The organism is Halomonas sp. KO116 (assembly GCF_000734975.2).
Classification (GTDB): domain Bacteria; phylum Pseudomonadota; class Gammaproteobacteria; order Pseudomonadales; family Halomonadaceae; genus Vreelandella; species Vreelandella glaciei.
The window spans coordinates 724,598-742,255 of the sequence record NZ_CP011052.1; the positions used below are offsets into that span (position 1 = coordinate 724,598).

Here is a 17,658-nt window from a genome sequence, read left to right on the forward strand (position 1 = left end):
AAGCCAGTTTATTTTCTCAACGACTGAGCTGAACGGATGTATCAAACTTATGCCGCTTACGCGACAGTAGCGTGCGGAACTTGCGCAGGTTGTCATCGCCATAGAGCACGCGATCACAGAAGCGGTCGTACCCATCTAAATCAGCGACTGTCACTATCAACACAAAATCACACTCGCCGGTTACCTGATAGCACTGCTTCACTTCAGGGGCGCTTAGCGCTGTTGTTAAAAAACGCTGGTAGAGCGACTTATTATCGCGCTCCATCGTCACCTCCACCACCATATGCAGGCACTGCCCAAGGGCGTCAGGGTTGAGTATTGCTACTTCCCGCTCAATGATTCCTTCTTCGCGCAATTGCTTAACTCGTTTTAAACAAGCTGAGGGAGAGAGGCCCACTTCATCCGCTAATGCTTGATTGGTCAGGCTGGAGTCGCGTTGAAGCTGGTCAAGAATGCGTCGATCAATGGCGTCCATGAAATAAAATGCTCTTCCTATACTTATAAAGAACGAAAAATGATTGTTAGATCTGTATTGGAAAGAAGATTCTGCATTGCCTCTATTACCATAACAATTATTCAAACGATGGCAATGGAGAGCTAGATGCAGACGAGCATTCGTCACCTATTGGGCGACTTAGTTAGCATTTTAAAAGATGCGCTGAGGGTCTATCTGACGCTACTTAAAATCTTGATTCCAGCGCTGCTCATCGTCAAAGGATTTGAGCTCTTGGGTGTAATCGGCTGGTTTGGAACGGCATTAGCCCCCTTAATGGGCGTGCTTGGTTTGCCCGAACAAATGGGTGTTGTGTGGGCGGCGGCGCTCTTTACCAACTTGTACACCGCCATTGCGGTATTCCTCCAAGTAGCTGGTGATATGCACTTGAGTATTGAGCAAGTAACGGTGCTGGGTGCGTTGATGCTGGTAGGGCACTCGATTCCTGTTGAAGGGGCCGTCGCCAAGCGCGCTGGCGTACCGTGGTGGGCTACATTAGTCCTGCGCGTAGGTGGGGCTTTGCTGCTTGCTTGGCTCTTGCACTGTTTCTATTCGTATTTTGGTTTGTTGCAAGCGCCAGCAGCATTGGTATGGCAACCAAGTTTGTCGACAGCGCCAACGATAAGCAGTTGGGCGATCGCACAGCTTGAAACGCTAGCGCTTATCTTTGTGATTATTTTAGCGCTGATTGTGCTCCTAAAACTTCTGAAAAAGCTCGGCCTGGAGCGCTGGATTCATCTTGGCTTGCTACCGCTACTCAAGCTATTAGGTATTGGCCGTTCGGCAGCTAATGTAACGGTGATTGGTTTTACGTTGGGATTAAGCTACGGCGCAGGGCTGCTGATTCGGGATGTGCAAAACGGCACCCTCAGCAAGCGCGATAGCACGCTTGCTCTATGCTTTCTCGGCCTCTGCCATAGCGTTATAGAAGACACGCTGCTGATCTTGATGCTGGGGGCCGATATAGCGGGCATTTTATGGGCACGGCTACTCTTTGCCGTTATTGTCACCGCTATGATTGCCCGCTGGCCTAAAACCACGATCAACAATCAAGTAGGCAAATACACTGGCTACCATTAACGCAAAATAAATATGTCCAAGCTGATAAAAAACACTGTCCACTATTCGATCCAGCCACTTTGCTCGTAGCGTTTTGCTGGAGATTAATCCCTCTCCGAGCCTGCCTGCTCAGCTATCAAACACAGCAGCTCGTACATAATGGTAGCGCCAAGCAGCGCGGTATTACCGCTGGGGTCAAAGGGTGGTGAGACTTCCAACTTCCACTACATCGGCGCCGATCAGCGGTAAGCCGCGAAAACCGCGCACCAGCTTAAGTGCCTGTAAACTGGTGAGGCCGCCGACTTCTGGTGTGCCGGTACCCGGGGCGAAGGCGGGGTCGATGCTATCGATATCGAAGGATAGATACACTGGGCCGCTGCCCACAACGCGGCGTGCTTCGGCGACCGTCGCTTCAATACCCAGCGCATCCACCTCCTCCATAAACATGACCCGCATGCCGTTCGCTGCGGAGTAATCCCAGCCCTGGGTGGTGTTTTGGGCACCGCGAATACCAATTTGTACCGTGCGTTTGGGATCAATCAATCCATGTTCACAGGCAAGCCGGAAGGGGCCGCCGTGGTGAAATTTTGAGCCCTGAAACTCGTCCCAGGTGTCGGTATGAGCATCAATATGGATCAAGCCCACCGGGCCATCGGCTGCCAAGCCGCGCAGGATGGGATAGGTAATCGAATGGTCTCCACCAACGCTTAGCGGGATAACGCCTGCTCGGCGAATAGCTGAGTAATAAGCGGCAATATCATGAGAGACCTGTTCAAGGTCGTAGATCGATGAAAAGCGAACGTCGCCTATGTCGGCAATGCGTGCATGAGCAAAGGGATCTAGACGGGTAATGTGATGCAGGCTGCGCATCATGCTCGACTGGTTGCGAATCTCACGAGGGCCATGGCGGGCGCCTGGGCGATTGCTGACGCCGCCATCAAAGGGAATGCCGACCAGGGCAATATCAAGTTCCTCCAATGAGTCCGCTAACGGAGCGCGTAAAAAGCTGGCTATTTCACGATAGCGTGGCTCCTGACGCGGTAGGTAGCTTTCGCCGGTGGCGGTATTGCGGCGAGTGCCGTCGGTGCCCTTGGCCATGTCGCTCTCCTTATCGGGTTAAACTCGCCAGACTGGCGGCCAGTAGCTTAGTGCCTGCGACGGCATCATCAAGTTCAGTATGCTCATCGGGGTGATGACTAAGGCCATCGCGGCAGGGCACAAACAGCATCGCCGTTGGGCAGTGGTTGGCGAGGTGAATCGAATCGTGAAAGGCACCCGATACTAATCGCGGTACCGTAATCCCCAGCACATGGGCGGTGTCATCAAGCAGGGCGGTGAGGGTGGCGGGAAACGCCACTGGCTCAACGCGCGATAGCGATGTCAGTGTTGCTTTGCAGCCTGCCCAGGTCTGCTGGGCGAGCTCATTGAATTCGGCTTCCAGCGCTTTTAGCGTCGCGGCTTCCGGGTGGCGTAAATCAATAGTGAAGGTGACCTGGTCGGGAATGGTGTTCACCGAGCCAGGGCTAACGGCAAACTTGCAAATGGTAAAACGCACGCGGTCTTCGCTATCCCGGGCGGCCTCCCGCAGCGCTGTTGCCAGCGCACAGGCGCCTTCTAACGCATCGCGGCGCATGGCACGTGGGGTGGTGCCCGCGTGGTTGGCGCTTCCCGATACAGTGACTTCATACCAGCTAACGCCTTGAATACCTTCCACAATGCCTGCCGACACACCCCGGCGCTCCAGAATAGGGCCTTGCTCAATATGTAGCTCAAGAAAGGCATGCATCGGGGTTGCCAACGGGCGGCGGGGAACGCCTGCAGCGTCCAGTTCAGCCAGGCAAGTATCCAAGGCACTCCCCAGGCTGACGCCGTCGCTGTCTTCAACTAAGCGCGTTTCATCCAGGCTGCGCGCACCGCAAAAGACCGCTGAGCCAGAAGTGCCAGGTGAGAAGCGCGCCCCCTCTTCATTGGTCCAACTCACCAGCGATAGAGGGCGGCGCGGTGTAAAGCCCGCCTGTTTCAGCGCACGTAGTGCTTCAAGCCCTGCCAGCACGCCCAGCGCACCATCATACTTGCCACCTGCTGGTTGGCTATCCAAATGACTGCCCGTGACGACAGGCTCAAGCGCGGGGTCACTGCCGGGCACATCAAGAAACACGTTGCCGATAGCGTCGACGCTTGCCTTGGCACCCAGGGCGCTGGCCTGCTCAATCAGCCAAAGCCGGGCGCGGGTGTCGTTGTCATCAAGCGCCAGACGTGCCACGCCGCCATCTGAACGACCACCCATCTTCGCCACCGTGGCTAAGTCGTTGGCGAGTCGTTCCGGGTTTACCGCTGCTACTATCGCCGCTAAATCAATGACGGGCTTGTCGGTTGGATAATGAAGGTGGCTTTCCATCAGGCTCTCCCTAGGGGATTTTATTCGTAGACTTCAAAATGTACCTCGACAGGCACGCAGTCTGCACCGTTGATGGGAATAATGTCTTGCGGGCAGGCGGACATCACGACAATACAGTCCATCTCAGCGCGTAGCTCCACATAGTCACCGGGTTTGGACACAGGCGGGCACCAGTCGACTTTCATCTGGTCATTAACGGGAATGTTCATCCATAGATTGAGCGGCTGGGGCACCTCAGGAGTGACAACGCCTATCGCCTTCATGGCTAAACGCAGGTTGTCGGCGCAGCTGTCGTGGTAGCCCTCGACACCCAGCGTCATGTAACGGAACAGGTCGCAGGCGGCCATTAACGTGTCGTGAATACCCGGCGAGGTATCAGCGGTGAGGGTCATGATCGGGCGGCGGCGGTTACTGATTAGCGGATCGCCTACCTGGGGAATCAGCGCGCTCAACCAGGCGCGCCCGTGTTCCCAAGACATGAACTCGTTGATGTTGTCAGTGCTAAACGCCCAGGTGTCGCACACTTGAGTGCCATGAGTATTAATAATACGGATGGTTTGCCCGGCTTTCAGACGCACCGCCCGCCCGCCACGAGCGGCAACTTCGTAGCGCTCGCCCAGCACCGGCGTGCCGTCGGGGGAGATAGGGTTTTCCAAGCTGTGATTATGGCCGCAAGGTTCGCTGTTGCTGCGCGGCAGTTGCTCAATGCGGGCGTGATCAAAGCGTGTATCAGAACTCATGGGATGCTCCAGGTGTTTTAATCGTGTTGAGGTGACTGAATCAGTTGATATGGCGCTCGCGCCAAGTGTTAAGAAACTGTTGAAGGCGTTCGCTTTTTGGCTGGCGGAACAGGGTCGCGGGCGGGCCGCTCTCTACCACGCGGCCTTGATCCATAAAAATCATCCGGTCGGCGACCTTGGCGGCAAATCCCATTTCGTGAGTGACGATCACCATGGTCATGCCGTCTGCGGCCAGCTTCTTCATGACATCCAACACTTCGCCGACCAGTTCCGGGTCAAGCGCCGAGGTAGGCTCATCGAAGAACATCACCCGGGGCTTCATGGCGAGTGCCCTAGCAATCGCCACTCGCTGTTTCTGGCCACCGGAAAGGCTCTCTGGAAAGTGACCCGCACGGTCGGCAAGGCCAACTTGTTCGAGCATCGCGATGCCTTCCGTGTCGGCTTGCCGCCGGGAAAGGCCGTTGACCAGACGCAGGGCTTCGATCACGTTCTCCAGTGCCGTGCGATGGGGCCATAGGTGAAAGTGCTGGAACACCATGCCCACTGGCGCGCGCACTTCATCTACGCGTTTTTCGCTGGTGCGCACACGTTGACCACTGCGGTCTTCATAGCCCAATAATTGACCGTCGATATAGACGCTACCGTGATCGTAGGGCTCCAAAAACGCCAGACAGCGCAGCAGGGTGGATTTACCTGAACCGGAGGGGCCAATTACACAAACCACTTCGGAAGGGGCGAGGCTGAAGTCGATGTTGGTCAGCACTTCCAGATCGCCAAACTGCTTACTGATACCGTGTGCCTCAACAATGGCTTTTTGTTGAGTAGTCGCAGGCGGCGCGAGTGTGTCAGCCGTTGGCATGGGCGTTATCCTTTTGAGCGATATGGCGCGGTTGACGATTTGCCAAGCGTTTTTCCAGCGCATAGCCACCCCGGGCCACCAGTTCAATCATCAGCCAGTAGAGCAACGCCACCGCCAGGTAGGGCTCGATGACCTGAAAAGTCTGATTAACGATGGTGGTGGCGTTTTTGGTCAGGTCATCCACCGAGATAATCGAGATTAGCGCGGACTCTTTCACTAAAATGATCAGTTGATTGGTGCTTGGCGGTACGATCAAACGCGCCATTTGTGGAATCTGTATACGGACGAGTGCGTGCCAGGGGGAAATGCCGAGCATTCGCGCCGCTTCCAATTGGCCTTTAGGGATTGATTTGAAACCGCCCCGATAAATTTCCGCAAAATAGCCGGCACCGTAGAGACCGATTCCCACCACGCCAGCGACGCTGGCGCTTAACGTCAAGCCAATGCTGGGGCCGCCGTAATAGAGCAAAAACAGCAGAACCAGCAGTGGTATGCCGCGGCAAATTTCCACATAACAGGCCACCGGATAGCTGAACAGGCGTGGGTTGGCCAGCCGCAGCGCTGCCAGTACGAGTCCTAATGAAAGTGCCAGTAAGCAGCCTAATAAGCAGATCCACAGCGTGTTCCACAACCCTTGCAGCATCAGGTCACGCATTTCCCATATCAGGGCAATATCTAACATAGCTGACACTCCCCTATTCGGTGGCTAGGCCGCCGGCCATGCGGCGTTCCAAGTAAGCGCTGATGCGTGCCAGCACAAGATTGACGGCGAGATACAGCACGGCAGCGGCCAGGTAGGTTTCCAGCGGCTGAAAAGTACGTGAAGCGATTTGTTCGCTAACGCGCATTAGCTCGGTGACGGCAATCACTGAGATCAGCGATGAATTCTTGAGAATCGTGATGATCTCGTTGGTCAGTGGTGGCAACGTCAAACGAAATACCTGAGGCATGATGATGCGCCTGCGGGTTTGCCAAGCGGAGATGCCCGCCATGCGCGCCGCTTCTATTTGCCCAGCGGGAATATGGCTGATACCACTGCGGAAGATTTCCGCTTGGAAGGCCGTTGTATTCAGCGTTAGGGTCAAAATGGCAGCTGAGATAGGCGCTATCTCAATGCCGATTTCGGGCAGTAGGTAATAGACCAACAGCAGTTGCAGCAAAATGGGGGTGCCACGCCAAAAGCTGCGGTAAAGCCCGCAGGGCCAGCGCACTAGGCGATACCGGCTGGTCAAACCAAAGGCCAGCAAAACACCTAACACCAGGCCCAATGCGATAGCGGAAAGCGAGACCACCAAGGTGGTGGTCAAGCCTTTGAGCAGCACAGGGTAGTGGTTGAGTAAAATCTCAAACATGGTGCACCCGTCGGGAGAAGTGAATCGGCTTAACGAACGTCGTACCGATTTACTCGGCTGCAGGCAGTTCTAACGGTAGCTCCATCGGGCTGCCAAACCATTTTTCCTGTAGCTCAGTTAAGGTGCCGTCTTCATTGAGGCGTTGAATCTGCTCGTCCATAAAGGTGTTAAGGGAAGCGCTCTCTTCGTCATCGCGTCCGGCCCAGGAGAAGTAAACCGGGTCGCCGAAAGTGCCGACCACTTCAAACACATCCGGACGGGTACGCTCGGCTTCGAGCAGGTTAGGGAGACTATTGATCACCACATCGACACGGCCCGTCCCTAGCTCGGCATAGGCCTCATCAACGCCTGTGTAGGTGCGAATATCTTCAACGGGAGTACCCGCTTCCTCTAGCTCCGCGGCCAACGCTTCCAGCGCTTCTAACTGCGCGGAGCCTGCTTGAGCGGCGGCTACTTTGCCGGCGATATCTTCAGGTGAGTTGATATCTTCTTCGCCAGCGCGTTTTAGAATGGCCATGGTGGCATCGGCAATGGGGGCGCTTAAGTGATAACGCTCCATGCGTTCTGGGGTGGCGGTGACAGAGGTAATCACGTAGTCAAAGCGCTCGCGCTCCAGCCCCGGCAGAATGCCTTGCCAAGGCAGATCCATGCGGATCAGTTCGACGCCCTCAAGCTCGGGCATGATGTGTTCCATGATGTCGGCGGAGTAGCCAACAATTTCGCCATCCTCGATATATTCAAACGGGGCGAAACGCGCTTCTGTGCCAACAGTAAAGGTGGCATCAGTGCGAATGTCTTCAAGCAAATCGCTGTGAGCGGTAGTGGCGAAGCTAACGCCAAGTAGGAGGCCAGCGGTGATAGTGGGGATGCGTTGCATGGGGATGCTCCTCGGGGTAGTGATACTCGAAACAAAGGCGAAGGCCTGTTGAACAAGAACCCCTTGAGTTAAGCAGGCGTTATGCAACAATAAAACTGTTATCTTTCGATGTTCATACCCGTTTTATTGATGTGAATTGCACTAACGTAGAGCACGCTAATGAAACTCTCCGCTGCTGATCTGAAAAGCCTCTCTGTATTCCTTGCGGTAACCGAGCATCGTGGTTTTGCCGGTGCGCAAACGGCGCTGCATATGAGCCAGTCCGCCATCAGTTTTCATATTCGTGCCCTTGAGGAGCGGGTAGGGTTCACCGTTTGCCATCGGGGGCGGCAGGGGTTTGAGCTAACCGAGCGGGGCACCATTGTGTATGAACGCGCTAAACAGCTGCTCTCTTCGGTAGACGATTTCGACAGCGAGATGAGCGAGTTACGCAGCTCCGTTTACGGCACGCTGCGCTTGGGCGTAGTCGACAACACCATTATGGATGTCGATCTTGATCTGCAGAGCGTGATTGGTGAGTTCCTGCGAAAGAACCCCAAAGCGCGCCTCAATATTACTGTGGGCAGCCCTGATCGCTTGATCGGCGAGATCGCAAACGGCGCCGTACAGCTCGGTATACTGCCGGAAACGGCGCAAATGGAAGGCTTGCAGCACCGCCAGGTCTACACGGAGGTGCACGGCATTTATTGTGCAAAACGGCATCCACTGTTTGCCCGCGACAGTGCTCAATTAACGGTTGAGGAAGTCATCAAACACCCCTTTGTGGTACGCCCCTATGCCAACCTGCAAGAGCTTAAAAGCTTCCCCAATGCCCAGGTGGGGGCTCATGCCTCCAATATGGAAGCCCAGGCGCTACTGATTTTAAGCGGCCACTTTATTGGCAATTTGCCCCACTATTACGCCAGCCACTGGGTTGAGCGGGGCGAACTTAAAGCGTTGCTACCGGATCAGGTTGAGATCGCTTCGCCGTTTTGTGTCGTCACCCGGGCTGGTCGGCGGCCCTCGCTTATTGTGCGCAGCTTTATTCAAGAGTTGGTGGCCCGGCTATGGCAGCAGTCGCATCTGGTCGAGGCTTATAATGGGGATGAGCTGTTTAAAACCTCACCAACGCCTGAAGGCTAACTTCCAGAGGGTCGCCGACCACTACCCGCGTGCTGCCGCCGCTGGAGGGGTAGTAAGTGGTATCAAACAGGTTCTTGGCGTTGAGCTGCAGGTGCAGGTTGTCGCCCAGCCAAGGGGTATCCCAACCGACAAAGGCATCAGCGACAGTATAGGCATCCAGCTGGAAACTATTGTCCGCGTCGCCTTCGCGCTCGCCCACGTAGCGTACTCCACCGCCCAGGCACCAGTTGCCCAGTTCCGGGCCGGTATTTAGGTCATGAGCCAAGTAGAGACTGGCGGTATGCCGTGCGGCGTTGGTTAGCCGGTTGCCTTGGGTGCCTTCGGTATCCTTGAGCACTTCGGTGTCGGTGTAGGCGTAAGCACCTAGTAGCGAAAGCTGATCGGTCAACTGGCCGGAAACCGTTAGCTCCACACCCTGTGAGCCCGCTTCGCCTACCGTGCGGGTGACACCATTGTCGGAGACGGCCACATTCTCTTTGCGGATATCGAACAGCGCAGCGGCTAACGAGAACTGGTCGTTCCACAGGTGCTTGACGCCAATTTCGCTGCCCATACTGTGCTCGGGATCCAACGTCTTACCGGTATCACTGTCGGCGCCATTGGGCACAAAAGCCTCGCTATAGCTGGCATAAACCGACGTATCCGGCGTCAGGCGATGCAGCAAACTGACCGAAGGCAGGAAAATATCGTCGCTGATATCGGTGGCGGTCACGAAGGGTCGGCCACGGCCACCAAACTGCTCATAGTGGGTATAGCGCCCGCCTAGCCCCAGCGTCCAGCGGTCGTTGAAGTGCCAGCGGTCATTCAAGTAGACGCCGGTGGTATTGATTTCATCTAAGCGCTGGCTAAGCGAGTTGTTAAGGCTGTCGCTATTCAGATTCAGGCCACCGTAACTTATGTCATATATATTTTGGTCGGTCACCGCCGTGCCGCGATACACCTCGGCCAGATAGTCCCGGCGTCGTTCGTGATCAATTCCCACGGTGATGTCGTGACGCATGCCTGCCAGAGTGGCGGTGCCGGTGGTATCCCAGGCGGTGTACTGCACACGGCGGTCAAAACCGTAGTTGGCGTCGGCACGGCGGGTTAGCGCGCCGGTATCTTCATCCACACTCAGCACCCGCGGCTGGCCATCGCTGTACTGGCGGCGGTTCCAGCCGTAGGTCAATCTTGTTGACCAGTCGTTGTTGATATCCTGCTCCCACCAAGCGGTGACCGCTTCGTCGTGACCAAATACCCGCGACCAGGGTTCATCGAAGCGGCGCTCATCGGGCACCTTGGCGGGCTCACCGTCGACAATCACCGTGCCGCGATCCAGATCCAAGTCATAATCGCGATATTCATAGGAGATCTGCGCGCGACTGTCGCTGCCTTCCCAGCGTAGCGAGGGGGCAACGATAGTGCGTCGATTGTTACCGAAGGCTCGAAAGGAGTCTTCATCTTCATGGTGGACGATAAAGCGGAAGGCAAGCCCGGTATCGGCAAGCGGGCCTGTGACATCGACGCTGGCGTTGCCGCCACCCAAGGAGGTCGCTTCGGCGCTGATTTCGCGCTGCCACTCATACTCAGGACGTTTGGTGACTAGGTTAATCACCCCGCCAGGATCCTGCTGGCCTTGGAAGAGCGATGCCGGACCCTTGAGTACTTCGACATGATCCACCGTCGCCATGGAGAAGGTGCCCCGGGGCTGGCGGATGCCATCGATCAGAATCGAGCCATCGCTGTTACTGCCGAAACCGCGTTTGATATAGCCGTCTTCGGTACCGCCCATATTGTTGCCTTCGGTGACCCCTGCGACCATCGCCATCGCCTCATCCAAGCTGTCGATATTATGGTCGGTCATCACCTGGGCGGTGACGACTTCCACCGTACGGGCTTCTTCTAAAAACGACACCGGCTGTTTGCTGGCCAGGCTAGAGTGTTGGGCGCGATAGCTCTGCGGCGCCACGTCAGTGAGGCGATCCGAGGTGACGATTAATGTTTCTGAGACTGTTTCTGATGCGGTCTCATTGGTTTGTTGAGCATAGGCATAGGGCAGTGGATTCAGAAGCAGCAGCGGCGAAAACAGCGCAATGGTTCGAGAGCGGAACATGGGTGTTCGATCCTTTTGTTGACAGTGGGTTGAGTGAGCAAGCGTTATTGAGCGTTGAGTGCGCCCCAGAAATGCCCCTCGCGGCTGAGCGCTGGCGCGGTGGGTAGCAGGGTGTCGAAAGTGGCGGTCGGGTCGAGATCGCTAAACAGCGCGGGGTGCAGCCACTGGGCAATACGCTCCAGTGCCACGATGGCGAAGGGGCCTTGGTGGAAACCGTGCCAAAGGGCATAAAACTGTTCATTCTGAACGGCATTAAGATGCGTCCAGCCGGGGAGTGTTTGGCTGAGGAGATGTAAATCCTGGTTAATGTCGTCGGCGCTAATACCCAGTCCGGCGCGTAAGCCATCACCGGCTCTCCATTGCCCCGCAGTATTGATAACGACCTCGGGCGGGTGGCTCAGTACCCATTCGTTGCTTAGCGTCGCCGAAGCGCCGGGCGTTAATGCATCGGCGACGTTATCGCCGCCTGCCCGTGCGACCAGGTCGGCCAGCCCATTGCTTAAATTGGTGCGGCAGCAGTCAACTTTCACCCCAGGGGCAATATTGATCAGTACCCTGGGCGGTTCAGTGGGATTCTCTGCCAGCTTCAGCGCTGCCAAACCCTGGTCGATACGCGCCAAACGCTGTTCAATCAGGGACGTCATACGGTTGGCCCGTGGCGTCGCGTTTAATGCCTCGCCTAAAAGAGTTAGGCTTTTGGGCGTGTTTTCCAACGGGTGACGGTTAAAGTCGATAAACAGGTAGGCAATGCCCAACTCGTCGAGTAGTTGCGCCAGCGGGGAGCCTTCAACACTGCTGGCACGTGAGAGATCAAACAGCACCAGATCCGGCGCCAGGATCAGTAGCGCTTCGCTATCGAGCTGGGGGGTTGGCGCGTGTGAAAGCGTGGGCAGTTGGGCAAGCGCAGGCCACTGGCTAGCAAAGTGCTGGGCCATGGCGGGATCGAACATGGCCAATGGATAAGCCCAGCCCGCCAAGTGCTCGGTGGGGTTATCCAGCAGGCTGGCCAGTGCGTAGAACTGGCGCGGCTGGGTAAGGAACAGGCGTGATGGCGGCGCTGAAAGCGTCACCTGGCGCCCGGCGAGGTCGGTAAGCTGTTTGGGAAAGCCCGCCTGTGAATCGGCTGCCCAGCAGGCGGTAGCGCTTAACAGACTGATCCAACACAACAGATTGATAGCCAGGCGGCGCATTGGGTTTTCCTAAATGGTGTTTGCTAAAGGGGGCGCTAAATAGAGCTCGCTGAATGCTCACTGACGCGATCGCTAAGCACAATGGGCCGCCCCAGCGAGCATCGCTCGACCCGCGACTCGACCCCGTAGGCGGCGTGCAGTACGTCGGGGGTAATTACCGTGTGAGGGTCGCCGGCAGCTAGTAGGCCGCCGTTGCCAAACAGCAGCACCTGGTCGCAGAAGCGCAGGGCCAGATTGATATCGTGGATAGCCATCAGGCAGACCGACTGACGTTGCGCAATCACTGTGCGAACGGTATCGATCAGTGCCAGCTGCCAACGCAAATCCAGCGCGCTGGTGGGCTCATCCAACAGTAATAGCGCTGGTTGACGGGCAATCGCCTGGGCCAGGCCGACCATCTGGCGCTGACCACCGGAGAGTTCGCTTAGCGGGCGCAGGGCTAGCGGCCGAATGGCCAGCGCATCGAAAACACGTTCGATTAACGCTTCTATTTCTGTACGACTTAGGTCGGGGCGCACCGCACGGCAGGCGCTTAGTACCGCTTCATAAGCGACTAATGTGGTGGCCTGAGGGAGCGTTTGCGGTAAATAGCCCACATGGCGCATTCGCGCTGTGCCGCTGAGGCTGGCGAGGTCGATATTGTTGAGCTGCATTCGCCCGCTGGCCGGTTGTAAGCCCGCGATGGCCTTTAACAGGGTTGATTTACCTACCGCGTTGGGCCCCAGCACCGCGACCAGCGAACCGGGTGGCAGTGTGGGCAAGCTGAGCTGGTCGAATACGCGCCGTTTGCGATAGCCGGTCGTGAAGTTACTGAGTGTAAAACCTGACTTCATCGCGCACGCCCCTGCATCATAATCAACGCCATAAAGAAGGGGATTCCCACCAGCGAGGTCACCAAACCCACGGGCAGTACCAACCCATCGACCAGGGTTTTACTGGCGATAGAGGCAAGCGAAAGCACCAGCGCTCCCGCCAGCGCGCTGCCCGGTAGGTAGAAGCGATGATCTTCACCCAGCGCCAGCCGGGCCATATGCGGCCCCACCAACCCGATAAAGCCGATAGTGCCCACAAACGCGACCGCCCCAGCGGCAAGTAAACTCACCCGCAGTAGCGAGATAAGCCGCAGGCGTTCAACCGCAATGCCGAAGCTGCGGGCGTGTTCATCGCCCGAACGCAGTGCCGTCATTGCCCAGGCGCTGCGCAGCGAGAAGGGCAGGCAAACAGCCAGCACGGCTGCCACGATGGCCACCGTCTCCCAAGAAGCACGGGACAAGCTGCCCATCGTCCAGAAGACTAGTTGCTGTAACGCATCAGGGCTGGCGATGAGCTGCAAAAGCGCGACCAGCGCGTTCAGTACAAAGACCAGCGCAATACCAAACAGCACGATGATTTCACGGCTGGCACCGTAGAGGCGCGACAGCGCATTGATGGTCAAAATCGAAGCCGCCGCAAACACAAACGCCATCAGGGCGGTGGCGTAGTGGGCACTCAAGCCAAGCAGGGAAAAGTTGAAGACAATCACCAGCGATGCGCCGAGGGTGGCCGCTGCGCCAACGCCCAGGGTAAATGGGCTGGCCAGGGGGTTATTGAGTACCGTTTGCATTTCCGCACCGGCCAGGCCCAGGGTGGCGCCTACCAGTACCGCCATTAGCGCCGCAGGCATGCGGATCTCCCAGACAATGGCCTGCTGAATCGGGCCTTGAGCATGGGCATCAAACAGTAGCGCGATTAAATCAGCCACCGAGATGTGTGCGGGGCCACTGGCGATATCAGCCAGCAGGGAGATGACCAAAGCGATAGCTAACCCTGCGACAATCAGTAAACGAGTAACAATAAAACGCCGATAGCTGGATGCCAGCGGCGCAATAAGCGGCGAAGAGACGGGCATTATAAAGGTGATTCCAAGTGGGAAACGAAGGAAATAAGAGGAGTCTTATTTGCGACTAAAACTCATTCGTGATTGAATTTTCATCCTTTAGTCATAGCTTTGTCAACTGTCAGGAAACCTAGCGCCACATGATTGCAGCGGTGCTTCCCCTATGCTCTATTGAAGCGCTAGGCTTTATTAAATCGATACACTTCATTCAGCAGTTTTTGGCATACACTTACTTTTTGTTACATATGAACATAAAGGAGCTCATCATGACTGATATAGCCGCTTTGCTCGGCAGTGACGCCGATAGTTTGCTTAATCACACGTGCCAGGGCGTACCCCGGGATAGCTTGCACCTGCCGGGCCCAGACTTTATTGACCGTGTTATGGCAGATAGCGACCGCAGCCCAGCGGTGCTGCGCAGTATGCAGAGCTTTTTTAATCACGGCCGCTTGGCAGGTACCGGTTACCTTAGCTTGCTGCCGGTGGATCAGGGTATTGAGCACTCAGCGGGTGCTTCCTTCGCACCCAATCCGCGCTACTTTGACCCAGCCAACATTGTTGAGCTGGCACTTGAAGGGGGATGTAACGGCGTAGCATCGACGCTGGGTGTTTTGTCGTCGGTGGCGCGGCGTTATGCCCACAAAATCCCGATGATGCTCAAGCTGAACCATAACGAGACGTTGAGCCATCCAGCGATATACGACCAAACGCTATTTGCCGATGTAGACCAGGCCCACGACATGGGATGCGTGGCGGTGGGGGCGACGATTTACTTTGGCTCCCATGAGAGCCGTCGACAAATCATGGAGATTAGCGAGGCCTTTGAGCGCGCTCACCAATTGGGAATGGTAACGGTCTTGTGGGCTTATTTACGCAATCCAGCCTTCAAGCAGGACGGCACCGATTATCACGTCTCCGCCGACCTCACCAGCCAAGCTAACCACATGGCCGCAACCCTCAAGGCGGATATCGTCAAACAGAAACTGCCTGAGAACAACGGCGGTTACCGTGCAGTAGGCTTTGGCCATACCCACGATAATGTCTACAGCGAGCTAACCACTGACCACCCCATCGATTTGGCCCGCTACCAGGTTGCCAATTGCTTTATGGGTCGCGCGGGTTTGATTAATTCCGGCGGGGGCTCCAAGGGGCACTCTGATCTCGGCGAAGCAGTGCGCACGGCGGTGATCAACAAACGCGCCGGTGGTATGGGCTTGATCTCAGGGCGCAAGGCCTTCCAGAAACCCATGCAGGAAGGCGTTGAGTTGCTGCATGCTATTCAGGATGTCTATCTCTCTACCGATGTAACGGTCGCTTAACCGCTGTGAGCATCGGTTTTTAAAGCGGCCTTAATGTGCTGTCCTTGGCAGGTTTAAAAGTCCAAAAAAATTGCCATCCAGACCCTTGAAAATCGACTGACCGCTCCTATTTTTACAGCGTAGAGGCTGCTTCTTTAAGTTGTGTAAGAGTAAGAGGCTGCCTCTTATGACGATTTTCATAGTCTGCTTAACGTAGGAGGTGTTCGATATGTTCGATGATCTCAAGCGTTTTGAAACCGGCTTGCCTCGCCAGTTTGACTGGTTTAGCCAGTTGCTGGATGGCTTCTTGCCCGACAGCAATGCGATGGATATTCGCGCGGTGCCACGTGGTAGTTTTCCGATGATCAACGTGGCGCGTAGCGACGATGCCGTGAGGGTCTATGTGTTTGCGGCGGGTCTGGCACCCTCGGATTTGACCATCGATGTTCAGGACAATGTGCTGACACTGCGTGGCAAACGCGATGCTGTGACGGGTAGTAATGACGATGGCAGCTCGCGCCCGGTATTTCGTCGTGAGCGCGCCAGCGGTGAGTTTGTGAGAGCGGTTGCGCTTCCCGACGGTCTCGATGCCGAACGGGCAGAGGCACGCCATGCCCATGGGGTGTTTGAGATCGTGCTGCCTAAGCGCGAAGAGCTCAAGCCGCGGCGTATTGATGTTCAGGCGGCGTAAATCATGTTTGTTAACCTTGAATAAGGAGGGATAAATCATGAATAACGTTGTTCGTTCATCCAACCACTCCCCGCTGCAACAAGGTGGCGAAGAGCAACGCCGTGAAGAAACCCTGCTGCCAGCGGTGGATATCATTGAGGAGTCTAACGCGCTCAAACTGTTGGCAGATATGCCCGGCGTTACTAATGAGACGCTGAAAATAGAGCTCGACAACAACGTGCTGAGCTTGGAGGGTGAGATAGCGCTGAATATGCCCGAAGGGCTGAGCGCGCTGCACGCCGAAGTTCGCGGCCAGCGTTTTGCGCGGCGTTTCAACCTCAGTCACGAAGTGGACAGTGATGCCATTAGCGCCACTCTCGTCAACGGCGTACTGACGCTAACGCTGCCCAAGAAAGATAGCCACCGTACCCGTCGTATTGAGGTACAGGCAGCATAACGTTAGCCAACTGAGAACAGATGCTGAGTGTCCGCGATATCGTGGGCACTCTTTTTTGTTTCAGCTTTTGGTTACAGTTCTAGGTAAAACTCTCCCTTACCCACTATCACTGCGTTACCGCCCACCTGTACAAAACCGGGTTTGATACCGCCATTTGCTGCTGTGTAGATAACGCTGGGACGACCCATTTCAACACCCTGGTGAATCTTGCACTGCAAGGTATCGGGTTGAAGTGAGGCCAAATAGCCGGTTAAAGCGGCTGCGGCGCTGCCGGTAGCGGGGTCTTCGCAAATGCTGGCATGCATACAGAACATGCGGCTTTTGACCACTGTTTCTGCCCCACCTTGTTGTTCAATCACATACAGATAAACCTGGACGGCACTGCTGGCTGCAACAGCACTTGCCCAAGCCGTTGTAGAAATTCGCACGTTCTCTAACGCTGCCACGTCAGTGAGTTCGATCAAATGAAAGGGCAGCCCGAAGGAGGCAATCACCGGATCACCCATCACCTGATGGATGTCCAATCCCAGCAGCTCAACGGCCGTGGTGCGATCAATAGTGCTGTCTGTGATCATGGCGGGTTGGGCGGTCTTAAACGTTGCCCTACCTTGTTCATAATTAACCACGAGCTCGCCGATGGGAGGCTGGAGCACAACGCCTTGCCCGCGGTTCACTACATCCAGTTCCCTTAGCAGATGCGCGGTGCCAACCGTGGGGTGACCGGCAAAAGGCAGCTCTCGCGTTGGTGTAAAAATACGCATCGGGTAGTGATTCGGCCCAGTAGCGGCACTTAAAAACACCGTTTCGGCCAGGTTAAGCTCATTAGCCAGCGCCTGCATGGTACTGGCTGCCAACCCATCAGCCTCTAGAAAAACGGCCAATGGGTTGCCGGTAAACGGCTGGTCGGTAAAGACGTCGAGTAGGTAATACTCAGCGGTTTTCATAAGGCCCCTCATCGAGTGGTGTATGCTTCCAAAACGCTTTATGTCCCTCTTTGAGCGCCTGTGTGCGGTCAATGCCAATATCGTCAAGTAGCCTGTCATCAAGGGATAGCAGTTGGCGGCGGCTACGGCGGTAGTGACGGTACTGGCGCAGTTGATAACGCAACTGATAGCGAAGCTGGGTAAGGCTGAAGCGCGGCATGGCTAATCCTCCTTATTATCTGCTCAACCAGC

Annotated in this window: 19 protein-coding genes; 5 read left to right on the forward strand and 14 right to left on the reverse strand. The window is 56.0% G+C overall.

All coding sequences use genetic code 11. The features are described from left to right. Positions 1-16: 16 nt before the first annotated feature. Positions 17-475 (reverse strand): Lrp/AsnC family transcriptional regulator, encoded by a 459-nt coding sequence (locus KO116_RS03370; protein ID WP_035561033.1) that lies wholly within the window; start codon positions 473-475, stop codon positions 17-19. A gap of 126 nt (positions 476-601) precedes the next feature. Between KO116_RS03370 and KO116_RS03375 the strand changes: the two genes are divergently transcribed. Continuing rightward, on the forward strand, positions 602-1,573 hold the full coding sequence (locus KO116_RS03375; protein WP_035561036.1) for a membrane protein: 972 nt from the start codon (positions 602-604) through the stop codon (positions 1,571-1,573). A 174-nt stretch (positions 1,574-1,747) separates the two neighbouring features. Here the strand turns inward: KO116_RS03375 and speB are convergent, their stop codons facing one another. Genes speB through KO116_RS03410 form a run of 7 tightly spaced genes read right to left on the reverse strand, consistent with a single transcriptional unit; the run spans position 1,748 to position 7,778 of the window. Next, entirely contained in the window at positions 1,748-2,650 is a 903-nt protein-coding gene (gene speB, locus KO116_RS03380) for an agmatinase (protein ID WP_235272497.1), read from the reverse strand. A gap of 10 nt (positions 2,651-2,660) precedes the next feature. Next, the gene (locus KO116_RS03385; protein WP_052703716.1) at positions 2,661-3,950 is read right to left on the reverse strand and encodes a M20 family metallo-hydrolase; all 1,290 of its coding nucleotides are present in this window, start codon (positions 3,948-3,950) and stop codon (positions 2,661-2,663) included. A gap of 20 nt (positions 3,951-3,970) precedes the next feature. Continuing rightward, the gene (locus tag KO116_RS03390) at positions 3,971-4,690 is read right to left on the reverse strand and encodes a DUF1989 domain-containing protein (RefSeq protein WP_045812063.1); all 720 of its coding nucleotides are present in this window, start codon (positions 4,688-4,690) and stop codon (positions 3,971-3,973) included. Between the two features lie 40 nt (positions 4,691-4,730). After that, on the reverse strand, positions 4,731-5,549 hold the full coding sequence (locus KO116_RS03395) for an amino acid ABC transporter ATP-binding protein (RefSeq protein WP_045812064.1): 819 nt from the start codon (positions 5,547-5,549) through the stop codon (positions 4,731-4,733). Then, on the reverse strand, positions 5,536-6,231 hold the full coding sequence (locus KO116_RS03400) for an amino acid ABC transporter permease (RefSeq protein WP_052703717.1): 696 nt from the start codon (positions 6,229-6,231) through the stop codon (positions 5,536-5,538). The genes KO116_RS03395 and KO116_RS03400 overlap by 14 nt, the downstream gene beginning before the upstream one ends. A gap of 13 nt (positions 6,232-6,244) precedes the next feature. Continuing rightward, the gene (locus KO116_RS03405) at positions 6,245-6,901 is read right to left on the reverse strand and encodes an amino acid ABC transporter permease (protein ID WP_035561039.1); all 657 of its coding nucleotides are present in this window, start codon (positions 6,899-6,901) and stop codon (positions 6,245-6,247) included. Between the two features lie 49 nt (positions 6,902-6,950). Further along, positions 6,951-7,778 (reverse strand): transporter substrate-binding domain-containing protein, encoded by an 828-nt coding sequence (locus KO116_RS03410; RefSeq protein WP_035561043.1) that lies wholly within the window; start codon positions 7,776-7,778, stop codon positions 6,951-6,953. A gap of 159 nt (positions 7,779-7,937) precedes the next feature. Between KO116_RS03410 and KO116_RS03415 the strand changes: the two genes are divergently transcribed. Further along, positions 7,938-8,900 carry a LysR family transcriptional regulator gene (locus KO116_RS03415; RefSeq protein WP_045812065.1) on the forward strand — a complete coding sequence of 321 codons (963 nt, stop codon included), beginning with the start codon at positions 7,938-7,940 and terminating at the stop codon, positions 8,898-8,900. On the opposite strand, the gene KO116_RS03420 is transcribed toward KO116_RS03415, so the two are convergent. From KO116_RS03420 to KO116_RS03435, 4 genes are read right to left on the reverse strand one after another with little or no spacing between them, the layout of a single operon-like run. After that, positions 8,872-10,992, reverse strand: coding sequence for a TonB-dependent siderophore receptor (locus KO116_RS03420; RefSeq protein ID WP_035561046.1), 2,121 nt, complete (start codon positions 10,990-10,992; stop codon positions 8,872-8,874). The two genes, KO116_RS03415 and KO116_RS03420, sit on opposite strands and share 29 nt — an antisense overlap. Positions 10,993-11,036: 44 nt before the next feature. Continuing rightward, positions 11,037-12,182, reverse strand: coding sequence for an ABC transporter substrate-binding protein (locus KO116_RS03425; RefSeq protein WP_035561050.1), 1,146 nt, complete (start codon positions 12,180-12,182; stop codon positions 11,037-11,039). A gap of 35 nt (positions 12,183-12,217) precedes the next feature. After that, positions 12,218-13,015: an ABC transporter ATP-binding protein gene (locus KO116_RS03430; protein ID WP_035561052.1), complete on the reverse strand. Its 798-nt coding sequence runs from the start codon at positions 13,013-13,015 to the stop codon at positions 12,218-12,220. After that, positions 13,012-14,070 carry a FecCD family ABC transporter permease gene (locus KO116_RS03435; protein ID WP_035561054.1) on the reverse strand — a complete coding sequence of 353 codons (1,059 nt, stop codon included), beginning with the start codon at positions 14,068-14,070 and terminating at the stop codon, positions 13,012-13,014. The genes KO116_RS03430 and KO116_RS03435 overlap by 4 nt, the downstream gene beginning before the upstream one ends. 254 nt (positions 14,071-14,324) lie before the next feature. Here KO116_RS03435 and KO116_RS03440 point away from each other — a divergent pair, with 254 nt between their 5' ends. The 3 genes from KO116_RS03440 (at position 14,325) to KO116_RS03450 (ending at position 16,483) form a co-directional block, all read left to right on the forward strand. After that, entirely contained in the window at positions 14,325-15,377 is a 1,053-nt protein-coding gene (locus tag KO116_RS03440) for a class I fructose-bisphosphate aldolase (protein WP_035561606.1), read from the forward strand. Between the two features lie 208 nt (positions 15,378-15,585). Further along, positions 15,586-16,047 (forward strand): Hsp20/alpha crystallin family protein, encoded by a 462-nt coding sequence (locus KO116_RS03445; protein WP_035561055.1) that lies wholly within the window; start codon positions 15,586-15,588, stop codon positions 16,045-16,047. 37 nt (positions 16,048-16,084) lie between these two features. Beyond that, positions 16,085-16,483, forward strand: a complete 399-nt coding sequence (locus tag KO116_RS03450; protein ID WP_035561059.1) for an Hsp20/alpha crystallin family protein — start codon at positions 16,085-16,087, stop codon at positions 16,481-16,483. Positions 16,484-16,554: 71 nt separating this feature from the next. Here KO116_RS03450 and KO116_RS03455 read toward each other — a convergent pair whose 3' ends face one another. Together KO116_RS03455 and KO116_RS03460 are read right to left on the reverse strand one after the other, a co-directional pair. Beyond that, positions 16,555-17,427, reverse strand: a complete 873-nt coding sequence (locus KO116_RS03455; RefSeq protein ID WP_035561064.1) for a PhzF family phenazine biosynthesis protein — start codon at positions 17,425-17,427, stop codon at positions 16,555-16,557. Then, positions 17,414-17,626 (reverse strand): DUF1127 domain-containing protein, encoded by a 213-nt coding sequence (locus KO116_RS03460; RefSeq protein ID WP_035561067.1) that lies wholly within the window; start codon positions 17,624-17,626, stop codon positions 17,414-17,416. The genes KO116_RS03455 and KO116_RS03460 overlap by 14 nt, the downstream gene beginning before the upstream one ends. Between the last annotated feature and the right edge of the window lie 32 nt (positions 17,627-17,658).

Coding starts and splice junctions, on each gene's coding strand:
- KO116_RS03370 (WP_035561033.1), bottom strand. CDS start 475: ATGGACGCCATTGATCGACGCATTCTTGACCAGCTTCAACGCGACTCC.
- KO116_RS03375 (WP_035561036.1), top strand. CDS start 602: ATGCAGACGAGCATTCGTCACCTATTGGGCGACTTAGTTAGCATTTTA.
- speB (WP_235272497.1), bottom strand. CDS start 2,650: ATGGCCAAGGGCACCGACGGCACTCGCCGCAATACCGCCACCGGCGAA.
- KO116_RS03385 (WP_052703716.1), bottom strand. CDS start 3,950: ATGGAAAGCCACCTTCATTATCCAACCGACAAGCCCGTCATTGATTTA.
- KO116_RS03390 (WP_045812063.1), bottom strand. CDS start 4,690: ATGAGTTCTGATACACGCTTTGATCACGCCCGCATTGAGCAACTGCCG.
- KO116_RS03395 (WP_045812064.1), bottom strand. CDS start 5,549: ATGCCAACGGCTGACACACTCGCGCCGCCTGCGACTACTCAACAAAAA.
- KO116_RS03400 (WP_052703717.1), bottom strand. CDS start 6,231: ATGTTAGATATTGCCCTGATATGGGAAATGCGTGACCTGATGCTGCAA.
- KO116_RS03405 (WP_035561039.1), bottom strand. CDS start 6,901: ATGTTTGAGATTTTACTCAACCACTACCCTGTGCTGCTCAAAGGCTTG.
- KO116_RS03410 (WP_035561043.1), bottom strand. CDS start 7,778: ATGCAACGCATCCCCACTATCACCGCTGGCCTCCTACTTGGCGTTAGC.
- KO116_RS03415 (WP_045812065.1), top strand. CDS start 7,938: ATGAAACTCTCCGCTGCTGATCTGAAAAGCCTCTCTGTATTCCTTGCG.
- KO116_RS03420 (WP_035561046.1), bottom strand. CDS start 10,992: ATGTTCCGCTCTCGAACCATTGCGCTGTTTTCGCCGCTGCTGCTTCTG.
- KO116_RS03425 (WP_035561050.1), bottom strand. CDS start 12,182: ATGCGCCGCCTGGCTATCAATCTGTTGTGTTGGATCAGTCTGTTAAGC.
- KO116_RS03430 (WP_035561052.1), bottom strand. CDS start 13,015: ATGAAGTCAGGTTTTACACTCAGTAACTTCACGACCGGCTATCGCAAA.
- KO116_RS03435 (WP_035561054.1), bottom strand. CDS start 14,070: ATGCCCGTCTCTTCGCCGCTTATTGCGCCGCTGGCATCCAGCTATCGG.
- KO116_RS03440 (WP_035561606.1), top strand. CDS start 14,325: ATGACTGATATAGCCGCTTTGCTCGGCAGTGACGCCGATAGTTTGCTT.
- KO116_RS03445 (WP_035561055.1), top strand. CDS start 15,586: ATGTTCGATGATCTCAAGCGTTTTGAAACCGGCTTGCCTCGCCAGTTT.
- KO116_RS03450 (WP_035561059.1), top strand. CDS start 16,085: ATGAATAACGTTGTTCGTTCATCCAACCACTCCCCGCTGCAACAAGGT.
- KO116_RS03455 (WP_035561064.1), bottom strand. CDS start 17,427: ATGAAAACCGCTGAGTATTACCTACTCGACGTCTTTACCGACCAGCCG.
- KO116_RS03460 (WP_035561067.1), bottom strand. CDS start 17,626: ATGCCGCGCTTCAGCCTTACCCAGCTTCGCTATCAGTTGCGTTATCAA.